Source organism: Klebsiella sp. GW_Kp182 (assembly GCF_040062275.1).
Classification (GTDB): domain Bacteria; phylum Pseudomonadota; class Gammaproteobacteria; order Enterobacterales; family Enterobacteriaceae; genus Klebsiella; species Klebsiella michiganensis.
The window spans coordinates 72,449-89,399 of the sequence record NZ_JBEAFQ010000004.1; the positions used below are offsets into that span (position 1 = coordinate 72,449).

Below are 16,951 nucleotides of genomic sequence, written 5' to 3' on the forward strand. Positions count from 1 at the left end.
CAGACCGGCGATTCAGACCTGGTCTGCGCAGGCGTTGTGCTTTACACTGCGCGCGGCAAAAATTGAGTAGATAAACGATTAACCAGGCGGTAACGGCGATGAACGGAACGATCACAACGTGGTTTAAAGATAAAGGTTTTGGATTTATCAAAGATGAAAACGGCGATAATCGCTATTTTCATGTGATTAAGGTTGCCAACCCTGAACTCATTAAAAAAGATGCAGCAGTCACTTTCGAACCCACCACCAATAACAAGGGTTTGTCAGCCTATGCGGTAAAAGTCCTGCCGGAAAGCAAATATATCTATATTGCAGGCGAGCGGATTAAGCTTACATCGATCAAATCTTTCCTGGTGTACAGCGAGGAAGAGCCCGCCGATGCCCGCATCGACAAAGAGAATGCGGTCCTTTCCGTAGGCCTGTTGATGGGAAACATCAGGCCAAAATCCGCCGCTAAGCCTGGCGAAATGCGCTCGGTGAAAAAGCTGGCCATTACCACCTTCCAGGGAACCACCCTCATCTTCTCGGAAGATGAGATAGACATTGAGGCCACGGTAAAGCTGCTTAAGGTGTGAAAGCGTACGGCTCAACAAACCGGGCTCTGTGCCCGGTTTGGGAGTGATGACAAATCTGTTTAAACATCTTCCCCGGTTCTTCACCGGGTGGCGGTTGACGCCTTACCCGGCCTGCCAATACCAGAGTCACAACCTGCCGCGCAATTTCTTCGGACTCGTGCAAGCGAAGCGCTGTTAGGTAATTCCAGCCGTTCTGTTTTTTATCCGCAATGGGACGCCGGGCTCTGCGTCCTTTATTAACCAGATAATTTTTCTCCTCCCTCAGCCAATATCCGCCTGCCTCTCGGTTATTCCAGTCGCGCGCGCGTTATGCCCGTAAAAACATGACGCAAAATACGCTAATCCGCATTAGCTGTTAAAAAGATTATTACTACCCTAAATAATTCGAGTTGCAGGACAAGGCACTCCTGCCTTGAACAGCGCTTACGCTGGCCTCGAAGGGGCGAGGCCGCAGGCAGACATCATATTGAGCCCTGCTGATACCCTATTTTCATTTGCCTTGCGCACGGTGATGAGTAAGGTAAGTCCTAAAATGTTCCCGGCGGTAAACGGTTTGTTGGTTTTGCCCGCAGCGCGAGGCTAAAATTTTGCCGCTATGGTACTGCCTCCATAGCACATTGCTCACCTGCAGCTCTTGCATACGGTTTGCAGGTGAGCAGCCTTATCCGCAGCAAAATTTACTTATTCACATTTTATCCGCTGATTTCTTGATATATCGGCGATCCGTTCCATAATGAAGTCTACGCACATCGCGCCCTTCTTTAGGGGATACGCCAGTAGCAGCGCTTTTGGACATAACCGCTTCTGCAGCTAGCCCCCATCCGGCTTGATCATCGACATCTCTCAGTAACAGAGTTTTTGGATGTTATTCAATAGCTTATTCCTGTGAAGTCAGAAACGCGTTTTCTCAAAAAAATCTTGAAATGAGGATTTAAGCCCATGAAATATGTATAGTTACCTTGATATAGAAAAAATCAAAGCCAATCTTGAGTGGATTGTTAATCAATCTTCAGCAAACTCTGAGATGCCCTCAGTTTCCGATCGCAAAACAATCTACAGCCTTCTGGAGCTCATACAGACCTATGACGGACTGCTGGATACGGAATTACCGTAGTCGATAAGGAAATCATCGAAGGCCTGTCGCTTACAGAAGAGTTTATCGCTAAGGTCAAATCGAATGCGAATGCATTTTAACCATGCCCTGGCACCTCTACAGTATCACTTCCCCATCTTGATGAATGTAAGGCTTCAGTTTGGGAAGGAAAAACGGACCCGACGCTCGGTCCTCGTTACGTGACAATCGCCGGACTAACCCAGTCCGCGGTTTTCCAGCCTCAGCTCAATCTTAAGCGCGCGCTCGCGACACTGGCGACAAAGCGCAGTTAAATCAAAACCCGTGCCGCGAGACAAAATGGCCTCGCGGAAGCGCTGGCCCTGTTCGCGGGTTAAACCACCCTGCTCAACGCGTCCCGGATAGCTACGCGGTGGAAGTATCAAATCAACGGCATGCATGCCGTTAAATGACGAATAGCGCCTCGCCCTATGATTCAATGGACGCCGCTAAAGATTAGCTTTGGATGCTATATTTATAATGATTTTCTGAATGATTGTCATTAATTAATAAAAACCGTGAATGCAAATTAATAGTGGCATTACAAATCTTGGCATTTAGTGCGATTAAAAACGCTGAAAAACAAACAAATCACCTACACAAGCTGCTGATTTGGCTGCGAATTTTTATTAAAAAGTAAAGCCACTCTTTCTATAAACCTATTGCCATTATATTCAATAGGAAATATCCTAATCTCATCAGGCGTTACTTAAATAAAACATCATACGGCGGTCGAAATTTTTCCACCGTCTTTTTAAAAATAAGAAAATCATGCTAAAAATCGCCATCATCACCAAAAACATTTATTTAGAAAAGGCCATAGAGGAACTGACCCAAGAAATTGCGAGCACCAAAGGTATAAGCGACCTTTGTTTTCAAAGCAATAACATAAAAGATCACTTCAAAAAACCAGACATAATTTTTACTGAGATGGAAGTTGGCGAGTATTTATTATGCCAGGAAATGAAAAGATATAAATCAGAGTGTCCAGCGGTGGTAATTTTCACCAAAAAAGAGATAACGTTTAATCCTTCCCTGCTGCCTTTATGCGTTCAAAATGCTGTCATTTTATTTCATAAAAGCAGCCTTGAAACGATCAAAAAAAACCTGTCCATTCTCTTTGATGAATTTGTCGCGGGCGATAAGAAACGTATAACGATAGAGAAGAATCGCTGTTTAAAATGCCCGCATCAGTCATTGAGTCGTTCGCAACTAAAAATCATTAATGCCATAAATCTTGGCCTTAATAATAATGAAACAGCAAAAAACCTTGGCATCGATCACAGAACCGTATACTCTCATAAATTGAGAATAATGAAGAAATTCCAGTTAGAAAACAATCAGGAGCTTATCAGATTCTCCTCCATCGTCATGAGAAGAACATCTCTCTATTTTAATTAGAACTTCATACGTTTGCTTTTAAAACTCAACTTTTGCTTTTTTCTGTCTTGAAAATACGAAAACCCAGAAATCAGTGAGACCAGCAGTAAAAAAACCGCAAACACCAGAAGAAATATATTAGCCATACTCAATCCGTTCAATAAAAGATATGCAAGAGATAAGACAGATGATAGAGTGAAGAACATTCACAGAGCAAGTTCGCTTATTAAATTTAAGAAATCCATGCAACAATGTAAGTAAACTCCTAATATTGTAAGGGGGTTATATTTAATATATTAATATTATTTTCCGCTAAAAAACACTTTATGCCGGGCTTCATGTTTTTAAGCAAAAGTGGCCAGCGCGTCGATGCACGGGATTACCAAAACGGGACAAACGATGCCGAGGGCGCTAAATTGGGCAGTGACGTTTTGCAGAGATTTTGGAGACGGAAAAATTGGATAAAAAACCGGGCGCTGCGCCCGGTCTTCTTCTGCTCTAAACAACGCTCGGCTAGCTCAGCCCGCGGTTTTCCAGCATCGGCTCAATCTGCGGATCGTGTCCGCGCCACTGGCGATAAAGCTCTGCTAAATCAGTGCTATTGCCGCGAGACAAAATCGCTTCGCGGAAACGCTGGCCGTTTTCACGGGTTAAACCACCCAAAAAATGGATACCATCAGTTGAATGCTGATAACAAGGAGTTGGTTTTGGGTATCATTTTTCATATCCGTATAAATTGATTCTACCTGATAAATATTCACCTAAATATACTTCACTAATTTTATTGAAGCCTTGCTTTATAACTTCACTTTCTAACCAGTCACTATTCTTGTTAAGAATTTCGAGCAGATCATGGTTGGCCAAACCATCCACTATAATTGGATAACGTATATTTTCATCACCATTTTGTATAATTGTTAACTGACCATTTTGTTCGAGAACCACGCGTTTAAGCTGTTCTATTTCATAAATGCCACTTGCTCTTAATTTGAACATCAAATCATTCGCAGAAACACCATTGCGTAAACATTCCTTAACATTAACACTTCCATTATGCACCAACGTTATAGGCTTCCCATCAAGAATTCTTTTTACTAACCTATTATTTTCTTTTAAAAACTTAAGAACAAAAACGAGAAAAGTCCATATAATTAATACCAGAACAAATTGCAATACTGTTATCGATTCATTGTAAATCACGCCACCAATAATTCCCCCCAGCACATAGTTCTGAACCTGATCCATTGCGGATGAAGGTGCCAGATTACCCTTCCCCATGAGATTTATCTGAACAATTAAGCACAGTATTCCCAGTCCCAACTTTATTATGATAGGCGTATAAATTATCATTTCCACTCCTCAGTCTTGATGATTTCTATGTCTGGAGTTACTAACGAAACCTCTATTAAGCTGTATGTTTTTTGATCCGGACTTAAGTTAACACGATAATAGAAATCATTAATTTTGACGATAATTCCATCCGAAAGTTGTGCTGAACTGGAGAATATAGAATTGACACTCACTCCTTTTTCCTGTGATAATAACCTAATAAAGTTGACCATTTGTGATGACTTGGAGTGTATATTTTGGCTATCGGTATAATCTGCATACTGAACACCAGAAATGAAGAGTAAAAATAAGAAGGTGATGATCGTTAAGTCACGGTATTTAGTTTGCAAACGATGGCGCATATACAGGCTAAAAACAACGATCAGGATAAATAACGCACTAAATATAACTATGTATTTTAAATAATCATTGATACTAGACTGCATTTGTAGATAATCGATGCCATAAAATCTCATAAATTTATAATCCCTAAACCCTCAATACCCCATTTTCATTATAGTAACACATAACCTCTTTCAGCCCTGATGTTACTTAACAACCAGTAATTATCAGTCATCGGCTGAATTTGTCATTATCCCTTAGACCTGGCGATCTAAGATGCCAGGCCTTGGAACTATCGTAACAGAGAAAATGTTCTGGCGTTGGAAACCCAGTGTATTTACGCCCAATTAGCTGATATTTCAGATGAACAGGTAACAATAGCGTGTTGAGGTAAGATTTTTTCGACTAAAAATAAATGCTTATCATGGTCAGAGTCAGCGCAGCAATCACTCGCAACTACCAGACGGTAATCCAGGTCAAAAGCTTGCCCGACCGTAAAAAGAACCACGCCACTGGTAGTTACCCCAGTAATGATCAAATTTTCTATGCCCTGCGCTCGAAGAACCATATCGAGCTCGGTAAACGAGAAAGCCCCTACTCTGCGTTTAACAATAACGACCTCATTTTCAGCAGGTGCGACACCTTCATGAATGGCCGTTTCTTCACTATCGTTAATAAAGATTCCATTGTTTTTAATCGACGAGAATATTGTGTTCTTCTGGCTAACCTCAGGATAGCCATTGCGGAATCCAACACTGACATAGATAACTGGTACGCCTGCTGCGCGTGCAGTAGAAATGAGTGATGCTGTGTTACGGATGACGGTTCTGGCGCTTTCTTGTTGCAAAAAGTTATTAATGATTATCTTCTGAAAGTCCATCACTAACAGAGCACTATTTTTTTCGGTATTGTTGAGCTGAGTCATCGTAAAATCTCCAAAATTTACAGGTGAATGCGAATGCTGTTTTTCAGGGTGTAACTGACTTGCGATAGAGTTTGAAGTTCCAGAACGCGCCCAGCAACAGAATGATACTGGTTGCCAGAAATACAGCGCGCATTCCTATATGGCCTCCAACCACCCCGCCAATTAACGGTCCCATGAACTGGCCCGCGAACTGGGCTGCTACTGAATACCCCAGGATGCTGCCAACCATTCCTTCTGGTACGTGATGGCGTATCACAGCAGCAATACAGGGTAGTAATCCCCCCAGAGCAAGCCCCATAAGAAAGCGCAATGCAATTAGCTGCCAGCCGGAGGTGACAAATGCCTGAGGGATCAGCAGCAAACCCGCCCCAGCCAGCGCTATAGTGATAATGCGTACGTGTCCTATCCTGTCGGCCACCTTTCCGAGCCAAGTGGCGGAAATAATGCTGCCAAGGGCAGCAGCAGCCATTACATATCCTGCAACTTTTGTAATCTGAGAAGAGTCACTTACGAGGGTACGAATATAGACTGTAATAATGGGCTCTATCGACATATTTGCTAGCATTAGCAACAAGCCGGTGCAAAGCATACAGATAATCACAGAACGGTGATGCAACTGAGACCAACTCACTCGCGTTTTCGCCGCGGCATCAGTGTTCGGTTGCACCTCTTCCCGGATGAGAGTGAGGGTCATGATAAAAGCCAGTAATATTAGCGCGCCTGCGCAAAAAAAAGTGGACCGTATACCGATCAGACCAGGCAGCCAACCTCCGGCAAGTGGGCCAACAAGATTGCCTGCCATTACACCGGATGAAACTATCCCAAGCGCCCATGCGGCACGTTCTCTGGGTGCCTGGACCGCGATAAGAATGGTTGCGCCGGATGAATACCCTCCCGCCAGGCCAACTAATAATCTCAAACCGACAAGTTGCCAGATATTTGTCACCAGGCCCATAAGTGAAACAGTAATTGCCATACCAAGGCTGGCTCTTACAAGCATAGATTTGCGTCCATACCTGTCCCCTAGTTTCCCCCAGACCGGGGCGATCAATCCGGCAGTAATAAATGTTGCGCTGAATGCCACGCCAGACCATTGAACTACCGCTGAGTGTCCGTGAACTCCGAGCTCTTCAACATATAAGGGTAGGAACGGGAGCATCAGGGTCATTGCAAAGACGGTTGAGAAGGAACCGATAAAACAAACCAGCAGATTACGTTGCCAGTAACTGTTGTATGATTGTGTCATATGAAAACCTTTATTGGTATACCAAATTGGTATACCATACAAACTTCCCCATTTACTGTCAATTTTCAGGAGAATATTGCCACCATGAGTCAAGCATCAGAGGTCGAAAACCAGCTAAGAAAAATGATCCTCAGAATGGATTTAGGACCAGGGGAAAGACTGACTGAACGATGGGCAGAGGCTAGTTTTAACGCGTCGCGAACCCCGGTTCGTGCCGCATTACAAAAATTAGAATCAGAGGGACTTGTCTGCCGGGATGGATTGCGTTGGATGGTGGCACCCATCGATATTAAAGAGGTAGAGCAATTGTGTATTTACCGTGAAGTGCTTGAAGTAGCTGCCGTACGCCTGGCGGCCAACCTGATATCCAAAGAGCAACTGGACAGTCTGGAAGCACTGTTCGTGGATTGCGATCAAGATGATTCGGAAAAAGATCTTAATGACCCCGGAAGTCAGTTTCACCTACAATTGGCAGGTTTCTGTGGTAATACCTTTATCATAGAAGGGATTGAGGATTCTCTTAGACGATTATCCCGCGCGCGCTGGTTAGATAAAGAGCCCACTAATCCAGCCTGGAAAGAGCACGTAGAGATTGTTAGCGCCCTCAGGGATCAAGAAACAGATAAAGCGGCAGTATTACTTTCCCGACATCTGAGCGAAAGCCGTAAGCGTCTTCTGGAATCAATTAATTTAAGCCGTCGCAGCCTTCGGGCCAGTGGGATCGTTATTACAAGCTAGGCGGTTCAACACAAAGAAATGCGGGTGGGTGTGGACAAAGGTCAAAAAAGGCGCTCAACGAGCGCCAAAAACCTACAGCAAACCTGTTCAAATGCTAAATCCCCACCTCGTTTTTAACCCATGCGCGCGCTTTTTTTACTGTCTCCAGAGGTGGTGCTTTTTCTGGATCCTGTTCGGCTTCAATGATAATCCAGCCTTCGTAGGTTGAGTTTTTAAGGAAATGAATAACCGGAGCATAATTAACTATCCCCTCGCCCGGCACAGTAAACAGACCTGCTCTTACTGCATCATTGAAGCTCAGGTTATTGTTAATGACGTTATCGAGTACTTCACCGCGCACATCTTTCAGATGGACATGCGCCACGCGGTTGCCATAATTTTCAAGCACCCATTCGATATCTACGCCTGCCACGGTTGCATGACCACAGTCCAGGACGATGCCGACTAAGTCATTGGTCGCTTTCAGGAAGGCTTTCAATTCATTGTCGGTTTCAACAATCATCATCAGATGGTGATGATAAGCCAGACGTAAACCGTAGTTCTTTAGTAAAGACACGGCCAAATTATTCACTTTTTCAGCGTATTGGGGCAGATCAATCTCTCCTAAGGTAGGAGATTTCGTCAGGGGCTCATCGAGTGGCGTGAGTCCAGGCATCGCGCCGCACTCACCATATACCATGACTTTTGCCCCCAGGGATTTTAACAACATGGCATGATCGTGCACCGCTGCTAACTCATCCTCAAAACTTCGTTCAGCCATCAGGCCATTATACCAACCGGACACAAGCTTAAGCTTTGCCTGAATCAGCACCGGCTCAAGTGTGTCGATGGTTTGTGGAAATTTTCGGCCAAGTTCAATTCCTTCATAGCCTGCCTCCGCCGCTTCTGCCAGACAGGTTTCCAGTGGAATATCGCCACCGAGATCTTCCAGTACATCATTAGTCCATGAGAGCGGACTAACGCCAACATGAATACGTGTTGATACGTTCATCGTTCTATCCTTCACAATAAATGCATCGCTTCCCGACCAGCTTAGAAGCGATGCAAAATGAGCCCCTAAGGATGTTAACGCTTATAGCGTAAACGCTTCGCGGAAAGCTTTAAGCGCGACAACAGAATCACCCGATGCCCAACCTTCCATCGCGACCACGCCATGATAGTTAATCCCTTTCAATGCGCGGGCTACCGCCTTATAGTTGATCTCACCGGTACCCGGTTCTTTACGGCCTGGAACATCGGCAACCTGAATTTCCCCGATATGTTTCCCACATTTGCGGATAAGCTCGACCAGGTTGCCTTCACCGATCTGCGCATGATAAATATCCAGGTTCATTTTCAGGTATGGACTGTTCACCGCGCTCACCAGGGCCATGGTTTCCTCTGCTTTAGCGAAAGGTGTTCCCGGATGATCAACGGCGGTGTTCAGATTTTCCAGAGTGAATACCTTGCCCGCCGTCTCCCCCATAGCCGCAAGGGCATCCAACGTCTTCTTAGCTTTCAGCCACATGTCACCTGTCACAATTTCAACAGGCTTCACCGGCAGACCAACATTGTTCAGCCCTGTGCCGTGCAAGTTAAGAGACGGGCAGCCGAGACGGCGAGCGGCTTCAAGTGACTGACTGGCGCTGGAAAGCAGGTGATCAATTTCTTCATCATCGGTCAGGTTGCCCGAGATATAGCCCGTCATTGAGGTAAATCGGGCACCGGTTTTCGCCAGCGCATCAATATCTTTTTGGGTCCAGTCCCAAATTTCTACGCCGAAGCCCATGCCGTGAATGCGTTCAACGCGCTCAATGAATGGCAAATCAAGGAATACCATTTCAGCGCAGACAGAAAGTGAGTAAGTAGACATACTTTTATCCTTAGAGCTTAATCGGCTGAGACTGTTGAACAGATGCGATACATGCCAGAGCGACTTCCAGCGCATTACGCGCATCTTCACCGGTCGCTTTCGGCGTGGTGCCCGTTGCAACGCAATGTACGAAATCGGTCACTTCTGCAACATAGGCATCATGCAGCAGATCGGTATCACGACGCGCGGTGTCAATAGAGATACCCTCAGCGGTGTAACGCACACAGTTATTCACATTGATATTTCCTGCCTGCAGCATACCTTTACTACCGAAGACCTCACCGCGAACGTCATAGCCGTACACTGCCTGGAAGTTAGCTTCAGCAGTGGCGAATGCACCATTGTCGAAACAAATATTTACAACCGCGGTGTCCAGCAGGCCACGATCTTTAAAATCGGGGCGCACTAATGCATCAGCAACCGCATAAACGCGGGTGGGTTTCGCGCCTGGATTCAGGTGCAGCAGGATGTCAAAATCGTGGATCAGTGTTTCAAGAAAAATAGTCCAGTGCGGGATCGGTGTTGGATCGCCCAAACCAGGGTCACGAGTTGTGGAACGTAACAGTTGCGGTACGCCAATTTTACCTGCATTGATCTCCTCGTACGCGGCAGCAAAACCGCTCACGAATCGGCGGTTGAAGCCGACCTGTAGAGCAACCCCGGCTTTTTTAGCCGCATCAATGGCTTTATCTGCATCTTCCAGAGTGACCGCCATTGGCTTCTCACAAAAAATGCCCTTACCGGCTTTGGCTGCGGCGACGACCAGTTCAGCGTGAGTACGCGCCGGAGATGCGATCACAACAGCATCGATTTCAGGATCGTTCAGCAGAGCCTGTGGTTCGGTATAAGATTTTTTCGCCCCTAGTCTTGCGGCCAGCTTCTCGGCTGCGCCCGGAACCGGATCGGCAACAGCAATCAGCATTGCCCCCGGTATGCGCTGAGCAACGGTCTCACCGTGAAAGGTGCCCATACGACCTGCACCAATAAGACCAACACGAACAATGTTTTTTACTGACATAAAATTCTCCTAAGATGTAGGGTATTGATTAATCATTTTTGCGAAACAGATTCTGGGGTGACGGGCATCTGCTGCCCACGGCCAAAACGACGGGATTTTGAAAGCATTAGCGGTTCAATATTCTCCAGCGAAACGCCCTTGGTTTCTGGTAAGAAACGTCCAACAAACCAGAAAGCGATAATGCTGAATCCACTGCATAGCAGCAGGGGGAAAGCGCCATGGAAGTGCTCCATCAATACAGGATTACGATTCATCATCGGGAAGCTCTGAGTAACGATGAAGTTCGAAACCCACAGGGAGCAAAATGCATAACCCATGGCAACAGCCCGGATGCGGTTCGGGAAGATCTCAGAAATCAGCAGCCAGGCTCCGAGGCTCCAGGACATACCAAATACAAAGATAAATCCGACTAAGCCGACGACCGGCAGATAACCTTTCGCTTCATTCATGAAGGCCCATGAGGTGAATAACAGGAAGGCGGCACAGCCTAATGCCCCCCAGCGCAGCAACGGGATTCGTCCAACGCGATCAAAGGCAACCAATGCAATACTCACTCCAGCCAATAGTGCGAGGCCGAGGAAAATACTCTGGAACAGAGAATCCTGAGTGTTTCCGGTAACGTTTTGCAGAAGTGAAGGCGCAAAATACATCAGGATATTAATGCCGGAAACCTGCTGTAATACGGCGATAGCGCAACCTATCCACAGGATGTAACACGATTTTTTATCCCTCAGAATGCCACGTGGCGTTGGTGTACTCAGCAAAGCAGAATCGATGGCGATGGAGGTACGAATTTCAGCATATAAGCGCTCGGCATGTCCCGGGTTAGACAGAGAGGTCAGTACCTTGAGTGACTTTTCTTTCTGGCTGCGCATCGCATACCAGCGCGGTGATTCCGGCATGAAGAAAGCCATCACAAGGAATAGCACGCAGGGGATAAGTGCAGATGCCAGCATCCAACGCCAGCCCATAGATACTACCCACTCATGTGCCATGCCTCTGGCGATCAAGTAATTCACGATATAAACCACTAATTGGCCACCAACCATCAGCATCTGCTGCATGCCCAGCATCCGCCCACGAAGGTCTTTTGGGGATACTTCCGCGATATAGAGTGGAGTAACAGCAGACGCCATGCCCACGGCCAGTCCGCCAATCATACGGTAGACAACAAACCAGGTGAGATCATTAGCTAGTGCCGATCCGATAGCGGAAATGGCGAAAAGAATGGCAGTGATGATCAGAGTTGCTTTACGGCCAAAACGATCGGTAAAGCGCCCGACACCCCAGGCTCCCACAATACATCCCAGAATAACGTTAGAAACTGCCCAACCACTTTGTGCTGGTGTGAGCGACAGATGTTCGGTAAGCGGATCGATGACGCCTGAGATAACGGAGGCATCGTAACCAAGGACGATCCCGCTAATGGATGCGATGGCACATATGAATATGAGATAAGGCACATTGTGCTTTCGTGTAGACATTTCATTATTTCTCCACGTTGGATTTTTTAGTTTTTGTCTTTGTAGGGAAGACATCTTTTAAATAGCAACAGTCGTGCCAAATCACATTTCTATGTTTTATAAGGAAATAAAAAAAGACAATGATCACAAAGTGTTTATAAAAAAGACATATCATCACAACATGTACATAGAATGGACATTTCCAAAATAGAATGGAATGAAACGTATGAGTCATAGTTATGATGGTGCCTGGGATGAAGAATGGGAGCTGATTGCGAGGCTCAACTACGAGCCCGGTTTTGCCCAATACACTGATGAACCAAGCCTGGCCTGGAAAGCATTTGAGCAGGGGCAAATGCCCAAAGGCTTGCGATCTGCTATTCATGCGTCATGGCTACGTAGCCACGCCGATGGTATTGATGCTTATCGCTTCGAGTATCAGTTTTGCGAACAGAGTGAGCTGCGCAGAATAATGGCGCGTAATTCACTGCTGATCTCCATCGCGCGCGATATCATGCGCAACCTGCTGGCCTATAACCCTGACGGGCATATCAACTTGACGGATGCCAATGGCGTGATCGTGCATTTTTGTGGTCAGGATTTGACGCCAATCGGTAGCATTCTTTGCGAGGCCGTACAGGGAACAAACTGTACCGGGCGCTGCCTGAAGGAAAACAAGCTCGTTTATTTATTGAGCGCGGAGAACTACAAAGAAGCGCTGCGCATACGAGGTAAACACTGCGCGGCAGCCCCGATACGAGATGAAAACGGTGTGATGCTGGGAGTACTAACACTTACGGCTAATCCCGGCTGCTTCCACTATCACACGCTGGGTACGGTTCAGGCAGCCGCGGAAGCAATATCACAGCAATTGATTCTGCGTCGTTTAGTGAATGAGCAGGAATCAGTAATGGAATTGCTTAACGAGGGTGTATTGGTCATCAGCGAGCATGGTTCGATTCGCCAGCTTAATTGTTATGCCCGTCAGGTGTTGGGTATTCAGGAAGATGTCCGTTTTCGTGATGCAGATGAAGTATTGCGACCGGACGGATGTTCTCTTAAAGAACTGCCGGCCTGCAAAGATCGTAATATCACGTTCTGTCCCGTCGCCGATTCACGTATTTCATGTGTTATCTCTGTTGTCACCACTCCTGAAGGTGGCCGCGTGATCTCGATGCGTGATAACCGACGCGTGCGTGATATGACTCACCGTGTTATTGGCAGCAGCGCCAGCTATAACTTCGATATGATTCTTGGCCAGTCACGTGTGATGCAGGATACGCGTAATAAGGCGCGCAGCGTCGGACGTAGCGATAGTACCGTACTGCTGACCGGTGAAAGCGGAACCGGAAAGGAGCTTTTTGCTCAATCTATTCATAATTGCAGTCATCGTAATGCAGGACCGTTTCTCGCTGTTAACTGCGGTGCCATTCCGCGCGATCTGGTACAGAGTGAATTGTTTGGCTATGAAGATGGAGCCTTTACTGGTTCAAGGCGCGGTGGTGCCGCAGGTAAATTTGAACTGGCTGATGGCGGGACGTTATTTCTTGATGAAATCGGGGATATGCCGCTTGAAGCGCAGGCTAGCCTGCTGAGAGTTTTACAGGAAGGCGAAGTCATGCGCATTGGAGGCAAGCGTCCGTTGAAAGTTAACGTGCGGATTATCGCAGCGACCAACCGGGACCTGAAAAAAGATATTGAACATGGTTCCTTCCGCCGTGACCTCTACTTTCGTCTGAACGTAATCAGTCTGCCAATTCCGCCATTGCGAGCTAGAAAAGAAGATATTAAAGAGCTTACGGACTGGTTCTGCGAAAAAATCTGTCGGGCACTTGGCCGAAATCTTGCGTTGTTTTCTGAGTCCGCCCTGAAATTGATGGAAAGCTACGACTGGCCGGGCAACGTTAGAGAACTGGAGAACATAGTCGAACGCACTATAAATCTCACCGAGGTAGAGGAAATCCGGGACAAAGATCTGCCTGAAGAATTACACCTTCCTGCCTATAGTGATTTGAGTATACCAGGTGGGAGCACAAATAATTACTGTCTGAAAGATAGTGAAAAGACACTTATACAACGCTGTCTGGTGGAAAAACATGGTAACCTGCGTCAGGTTGCTATCGCGCTTAATCTCTCGCGTGGAGCACTTTACAATAAATTAAAGCGTTACGATATTGTGGTAAATGAATATCGGAAATTCAATCATGAATATTGAAATGATTATTCTAACCTTAGAGGACAAATTGACTCATCTCACCTGAGGTAAATCGCTAAACCGTGTTGTAGAGCATGGAGAGAGCATTTTCCTCCATTTACCACTACGGATTGAGTCCCTGCCCTGGAGAATAAAGTGCCCCTCAATCGTTCTTCACCTCGAAGTAATCTAGCATCTCAATCAGTTTTCTACTGCCGTCGCGCGGAGCGTTGTCATAGAAAAAGAGAAGTAACCTCTATAATGCTTGCGGCCATTACCAACGAATATAAAGCCAAAGGTAAAGCACGAATGGCGCAAACGCTTCGTAGCGTCTGGATCGATTTGTTCAGGCAGGCACAATGCGCGCGAAGTTGAGTCTGGGTACAACCCAGCACTGGCTACCAGAAAAGTCGTTGCTCGAGTTAACCGCTCTCGACTGAATTTTGAAATGTGGCAAGCGATCAGGTTGGCGAGAACAGTCTAAGCGTTTCCTTCAAACTCGCAGTGAATAGCATCAACCTTTCCGTTGAAAGAGGGAAAACAATGCCTATTTTGGGGAAAAGTTTTGCAGGGATTTTGGGGAAGAAAAAATTAGACAAAAAACCGGGCGCTGCGCCCGGTCTTCTTCTGCTCTAAACAACGCTCGGCTAGCTCAGCCCGCGGTTTTCCAGCATCGGCTCAATCCTCGGATCGTGTCCGCGCCACTGGCGATAAAGTTCTGCTAAATCAGTGCTATTGCCGCGAGACAAAATCGCTTCACGGAAGCACTGGCCGTTTTCGCGGGTTAAACCGCCCTGCTCAACAAACCACTGGTAGCCGTCGTCCGCCAGCATCTGCGTCCACAGATAGGCGTAATAGCCCGCGGCGTAACCGCCGCCGAAAATATGCGAAAAGTAGCTGCTGCGATAGCGCGGCGGCACGGCGGCCAGATCCATATTCTCCGCACGCAGGGACGCGGCTTCAAACGCATCGACATCGTCCGGGAGTTTATCCTCCCTCACGCTATGCCAGTGCATATCCAGCAGCGCCGCTGCGAGCAGTTCGCTCATGTCGTAGCCTTTATTAAACTTCGCCGCGCGGAACATGCTGTCGCGCAGCGCGGCCGGCATGATTTCCCCGGTTTGATGATGCCGCGCATAGTGGGCAAAGACCTGCGGCTCGCTGGCCCAATGTTCATAAATCTGCGAAGGAAACTCAACAAAATCGCGCGGCGTATTGGTTCCCGACAGGCTGGCATACTTCTGGCTGGCAAACAGGCCGTGCAGGGTATGCCCAAATTCGTGAAATAAGGTGATGACCTCATCCCAGGAAAGCAGCGCGCTATGTCCGGCTTTGGGTTTCTGGTAGTTACAGACGTTATAAATTACCGGATGCTGAGCACGCAGGGTGGATTGTTCAACAAATACGCCCATCCACGCCCCGCCGCTTTTGCTGTCCCGCGAGAAGTAGTCGCCGTAGAACAGCGCAATGCCCTCTCCGTTAGCGTCGATAATTTCCCATACCTGCACGTCCGGATGATAAACCGGAATATCGAATCGCTCGACAAAGCGAATACCGAACAGCTGTGTCGCCGTCCAGAACACGCCGTCGCGCAGGACGCGGTCGAGGGCAAAATAGGGCTTGAGCTGCGCTTCATCGATGGCAAATTTCGCCCTGCGCACCTGCTCGGCGTAATAGAGCCAGTCCCACGCCGCCGCGCGGAAATCACCGCCTTCATTATCAATAACTTGCTGAATATCCGCCAGCTCCTGCTCGGCCCGCGCCTTCGCCGCCGGGGCGATTCGCCGCATAAAGGCAAACGCCTCTGCCGGATCGCCCGCCATCTGATCGGCCATTGACCAGCTGGCGAAGTCATCAGCGCCCAGCAGCTGCGCTTTGCGCGCGCGGAGCTCCGCTAGCCGCAGTACCAGCTCGCGAGTGTCATTCGCATCGCCCTTCTGATTTCGCGTCCAGCCTGCTGCAAACAAATTCTCTCGCGTCTGCCTGTCCTGCAGCGAAACCAGCGCGGGCTGCTGGGTCGTATTGAGTAAAGGCAGCAGCCAGCGACCACCTAATCCCTTCTCCTGCGCGGCTTCTGCCGCTGCGCTTATCTCATCGTCGCTAAGCCCTGCGAGCTGATGAGCGTAATCCACCACCAGACCACCAGATTTTACCGCCGCCAGCAGGCGCTGCTGAAACTGGCTTTGCAGCGCTGCCGCTTCGGTATTCAGCGCGCGAAGCGCCGCTTTTTGATCGTCCGCAAGCGTGGCTCCCGCAAGGGTAAAGCGTTGCCAGGTCACCTCCAGCAGACGTCGGGATTCGGCGTCAAGGGAGAGCGACTCTCGCCGCTCCCACACCTGCTTCACGCGTTGAAAAAGGGCATCGTTGAGCCAGATATCATTCGCCAGTTCCGCCAGCTCAGAGGAAAACTGCTCATCAAGCGCCTGAATGGCCGGATTGGTCTCCGCGCCCGCCATAGCGAAGAAGACGTTGGTTACCCGAGCCAGCAGCTGGCCGCTCTGTTCCAGGGCTTCCAGCGTGTTGGCAAAATCAGCCGGCTGCGGGTTATTCGCGATAGCGGCAATCTCTGCGCGCTGGCGACGAACGCCCTCGTCGAAGGCCGGACGGTAATGACTCACGTCAATCAAATCGAAACGCGGCGCCTGATAAGGCAGCAGACTGACGCTAAAAAAAGGATTGTTCTCCGACATCTTCATCTCCTGAACACGATTATTCTGTAAGATTAGGCAACTCATTGATTGACCGCAATGATTACTCTGCTCACCGCCGCGTTCGGCG

The 16,951-nt window shown here is 47.7% G+C and carries 15 protein-coding genes and 2 pseudogenes; 6 read left to right on the top strand and 11 right to left on the bottom strand.

Annotated features, from left to right (window positions below; all coding sequences use genetic code 11):
- Positions 1-98 precede the first annotated feature (98 nt).
- Entirely contained in the window at positions 99-575 is a 477-nt protein-coding gene (locus ABLU88_RS05920; RefSeq protein WP_032749004.1) for a cold shock domain-containing protein, read from the top strand.
- Between the two features lie 946 nt (positions 576-1,521).
- A pseudogene (locus ABLU88_RS05925) lies at positions 1,522-1,769 on the top strand (hypothetical protein).
- A 114-nt stretch (positions 1,770-1,883) separates the two neighbouring features.
- On the opposite strand, the gene ABLU88_RS05930 reads toward ABLU88_RS05925, so the two are convergent.
- On the bottom strand, positions 1,884-2,072 hold the full coding sequence (locus tag ABLU88_RS05930; RefSeq protein ID WP_348836216.1) for a hypothetical protein: 189 nt from the start codon (positions 2,070-2,072) through the stop codon (positions 1,884-1,886).
- A gap of 385 nt (positions 2,073-2,457) precedes the next feature.
- Between ABLU88_RS05930 and ABLU88_RS05935 the strand changes: the two genes are divergently transcribed.
- The gene (locus ABLU88_RS05935) at positions 2,458-3,087 is read left to right on the top strand and encodes a LuxR C-terminal-related transcriptional regulator (RefSeq protein WP_222423606.1); all 630 of its coding nucleotides are present in this window, start codon (positions 2,458-2,460) and stop codon (positions 3,085-3,087) included.
- Between the two features lie 492 nt (positions 3,088-3,579).
- Here the strand turns inward: ABLU88_RS05935 and ABLU88_RS05940 are convergent.
- The 5 genes and pseudogenes from ABLU88_RS05940 to ABLU88_RS05960 all read right to left on the bottom strand — a co-directional run.
- Positions 3,580-3,726: pseudogene (locus ABLU88_RS05940) on the bottom strand (M3 family metallopeptidase); the annotation flags it as partial.
- A gap of 54 nt (positions 3,727-3,780) precedes the next feature.
- Entirely contained in the window at positions 3,781-4,416 is a 636-nt protein-coding gene (locus ABLU88_RS05945; protein ID WP_048263377.1) for a DUF421 domain-containing protein, read from the bottom strand.
- Complete coding sequence (locus ABLU88_RS05950; protein WP_348836217.1) at positions 4,413-4,871, bottom strand: DUF3290 domain-containing protein; 459 nt, start codon at positions 4,869-4,871, stop codon at positions 4,413-4,415. The genes ABLU88_RS05945 and ABLU88_RS05950 overlap by 4 nt, the downstream gene beginning before the upstream one ends.
- Positions 4,872-5,074: 203 nt before the next feature.
- Positions 5,075-5,662: an isochorismatase family cysteine hydrolase gene (locus tag ABLU88_RS05955; protein ID WP_224226060.1), complete on the bottom strand. Its 588-nt coding sequence runs from the start codon at positions 5,660-5,662 to the stop codon at positions 5,075-5,077.
- A gap of 43 nt (positions 5,663-5,705) precedes the next feature.
- The gene (locus ABLU88_RS05960; RefSeq protein WP_048263370.1) at positions 5,706-6,908 is read right to left on the bottom strand and encodes an MFS transporter; all 1,203 of its coding nucleotides are present in this window, start codon (positions 6,906-6,908) and stop codon (positions 5,706-5,708) included.
- 84 nt (positions 6,909-6,992) lie between these two features.
- Between ABLU88_RS05960 and ABLU88_RS05965 the strand changes: the two genes are divergently transcribed.
- Positions 6,993-7,646 carry a GntR family transcriptional regulator gene (locus ABLU88_RS05965; RefSeq protein WP_048263368.1) on the top strand — a complete coding sequence of 218 codons (654 nt, stop codon included), beginning with the start codon at positions 6,993-6,995 and terminating at the stop codon, positions 7,644-7,646.
- Positions 7,647-7,740: 94 nt separating this feature from the next.
- Here the strand turns inward: ABLU88_RS05965 and iolE are convergent, their stop codons facing one another.
- The 4 genes from iolE to ABLU88_RS05985 form a co-directional block, all read right to left on the bottom strand.
- The gene (iolE, locus tag ABLU88_RS05970) at positions 7,741-8,637 is read right to left on the bottom strand and encodes a myo-inosose-2 dehydratase (protein WP_048263366.1); all 897 of its coding nucleotides are present in this window, start codon (positions 8,635-8,637) and stop codon (positions 7,741-7,743) included.
- An 81-nt stretch (positions 8,638-8,718) separates the two neighbouring features.
- Positions 8,719-9,498: a TIM barrel protein gene (locus ABLU88_RS05975; RefSeq protein ID WP_048263363.1), complete on the bottom strand. Its 780-nt coding sequence runs from the start codon at positions 9,496-9,498 to the stop codon at positions 8,719-8,721.
- 10 nt (positions 9,499-9,508) lie between these two features.
- The gene (locus ABLU88_RS05980) at positions 9,509-10,516 is read right to left on the bottom strand and encodes a Gfo/Idh/MocA family oxidoreductase (RefSeq protein WP_048263361.1); all 1,008 of its coding nucleotides are present in this window, start codon (positions 10,514-10,516) and stop codon (positions 9,509-9,511) included.
- 32 nt (positions 10,517-10,548) lie between these two features.
- Complete coding sequence (locus ABLU88_RS05985; RefSeq protein WP_122117934.1) at positions 10,549-12,000, bottom strand: sugar porter family MFS transporter; 1,452 nt, start codon at positions 11,998-12,000, stop codon at positions 10,549-10,551.
- A 205-nt stretch (positions 12,001-12,205) separates the two neighbouring features.
- Here ABLU88_RS05985 and ABLU88_RS05990 point away from each other — a divergent pair, with 205 nt between their 5' ends.
- Together ABLU88_RS05990 and ABLU88_RS05995 are read left to right on the top strand one after the other, a co-directional pair.
- Positions 12,206-14,194, top strand: a complete 1,989-nt coding sequence (locus tag ABLU88_RS05990; protein WP_048263356.1) for a sigma 54-interacting transcriptional regulator — start codon at positions 12,206-12,208, stop codon at positions 14,192-14,194.
- 429 nt (positions 14,195-14,623) lie between these two features.
- Positions 14,624-14,809 carry a hypothetical protein gene (locus ABLU88_RS05995; protein ID WP_048263353.1) on the top strand — a complete coding sequence of 62 codons (186 nt, stop codon included), beginning with the start codon at positions 14,624-14,626 and terminating at the stop codon, positions 14,807-14,809.
- 11 nt (positions 14,810-14,820) lie between these two features.
- Here ABLU88_RS05995 and dcp read toward each other — a convergent pair whose 3' ends face one another.
- The gene (dcp, locus tag ABLU88_RS06000; RefSeq protein WP_122116996.1) at positions 14,821-16,863 is read right to left on the bottom strand and encodes a peptidyl-dipeptidase Dcp; all 2,043 of its coding nucleotides are present in this window, start codon (positions 16,861-16,863) and stop codon (positions 14,821-14,823) included.
- Between the last annotated feature and the right edge of the window lie 88 nt (positions 16,864-16,951).

What these genes read in the sequence shown, in the direction of transcription:
- ABLU88_RS05920 (WP_032749004.1), top strand. Translation starts at nt 99, where the DNA reads ATGAACGGAACGATCACAACGTGGTTTAAAGATAAAGGTTTTGGATTT.
- ABLU88_RS05935 (WP_222423606.1), top strand. Translation starts at nt 2,458, where the DNA reads ATGCTAAAAATCGCCATCATCACCAAAAACATTTATTTAGAAAAGGCC.
- ABLU88_RS05945 (WP_048263377.1), bottom strand. Translation starts at nt 4,416, where the DNA reads ATGATAATTTATACGCCTATCATAATAAAGTTGGGACTGGGAATACTG.
- ABLU88_RS05950 (WP_348836217.1), bottom strand. Translation starts at nt 4,871, where the DNA reads ATGAGATTTTATGGCATCGATTATCTACAAATGCAGTCTAGTATCAAT.
- ABLU88_RS05955 (WP_224226060.1), bottom strand. Translation starts at nt 5,662, where the DNA reads ATGACTCAGCTCAACAATACCGAAAAAAATAGTGCTCTGTTAGTGATG.
- ABLU88_RS05960 (WP_048263370.1), bottom strand. Translation starts at nt 6,908, where the DNA reads ATGACACAATCATACAACAGTTACTGGCAACGTAATCTGCTGGTTTGT.
- ABLU88_RS05965 (WP_048263368.1), top strand. Translation starts at nt 6,993, where the DNA reads ATGAGTCAAGCATCAGAGGTCGAAAACCAGCTAAGAAAAATGATCCTC.
- iolE (WP_048263366.1), bottom strand. Translation starts at nt 8,637, where the DNA reads ATGAACGTATCAACACGTATTCATGTTGGCGTTAGTCCGCTCTCATGG.
- ABLU88_RS05975 (WP_048263363.1), bottom strand. Translation starts at nt 9,498, where the DNA reads ATGTCTACTTACTCACTTTCTGTCTGCGCTGAAATGGTATTCCTTGAT.
- ABLU88_RS05980 (WP_048263361.1), bottom strand. Translation starts at nt 10,516, where the DNA reads ATGTCAGTAAAAAACATTGTTCGTGTTGGTCTTATTGGTGCAGGTCGT.
- ABLU88_RS05985 (WP_122117934.1), bottom strand. Translation starts at nt 12,000, where the DNA reads ATGTCTACACGAAAGCACAATGTGCCTTATCTCATATTCATATGTGCC.
- ABLU88_RS05990 (WP_048263356.1), top strand. Translation starts at nt 12,206, where the DNA reads ATGAGTCATAGTTATGATGGTGCCTGGGATGAAGAATGGGAGCTGATT.
- dcp (WP_122116996.1), bottom strand. Translation starts at nt 16,863, where the DNA reads ATGTCGGAGAACAATCCTTTTTTTAGCGTCAGTCTGCTGCCTTATCAG.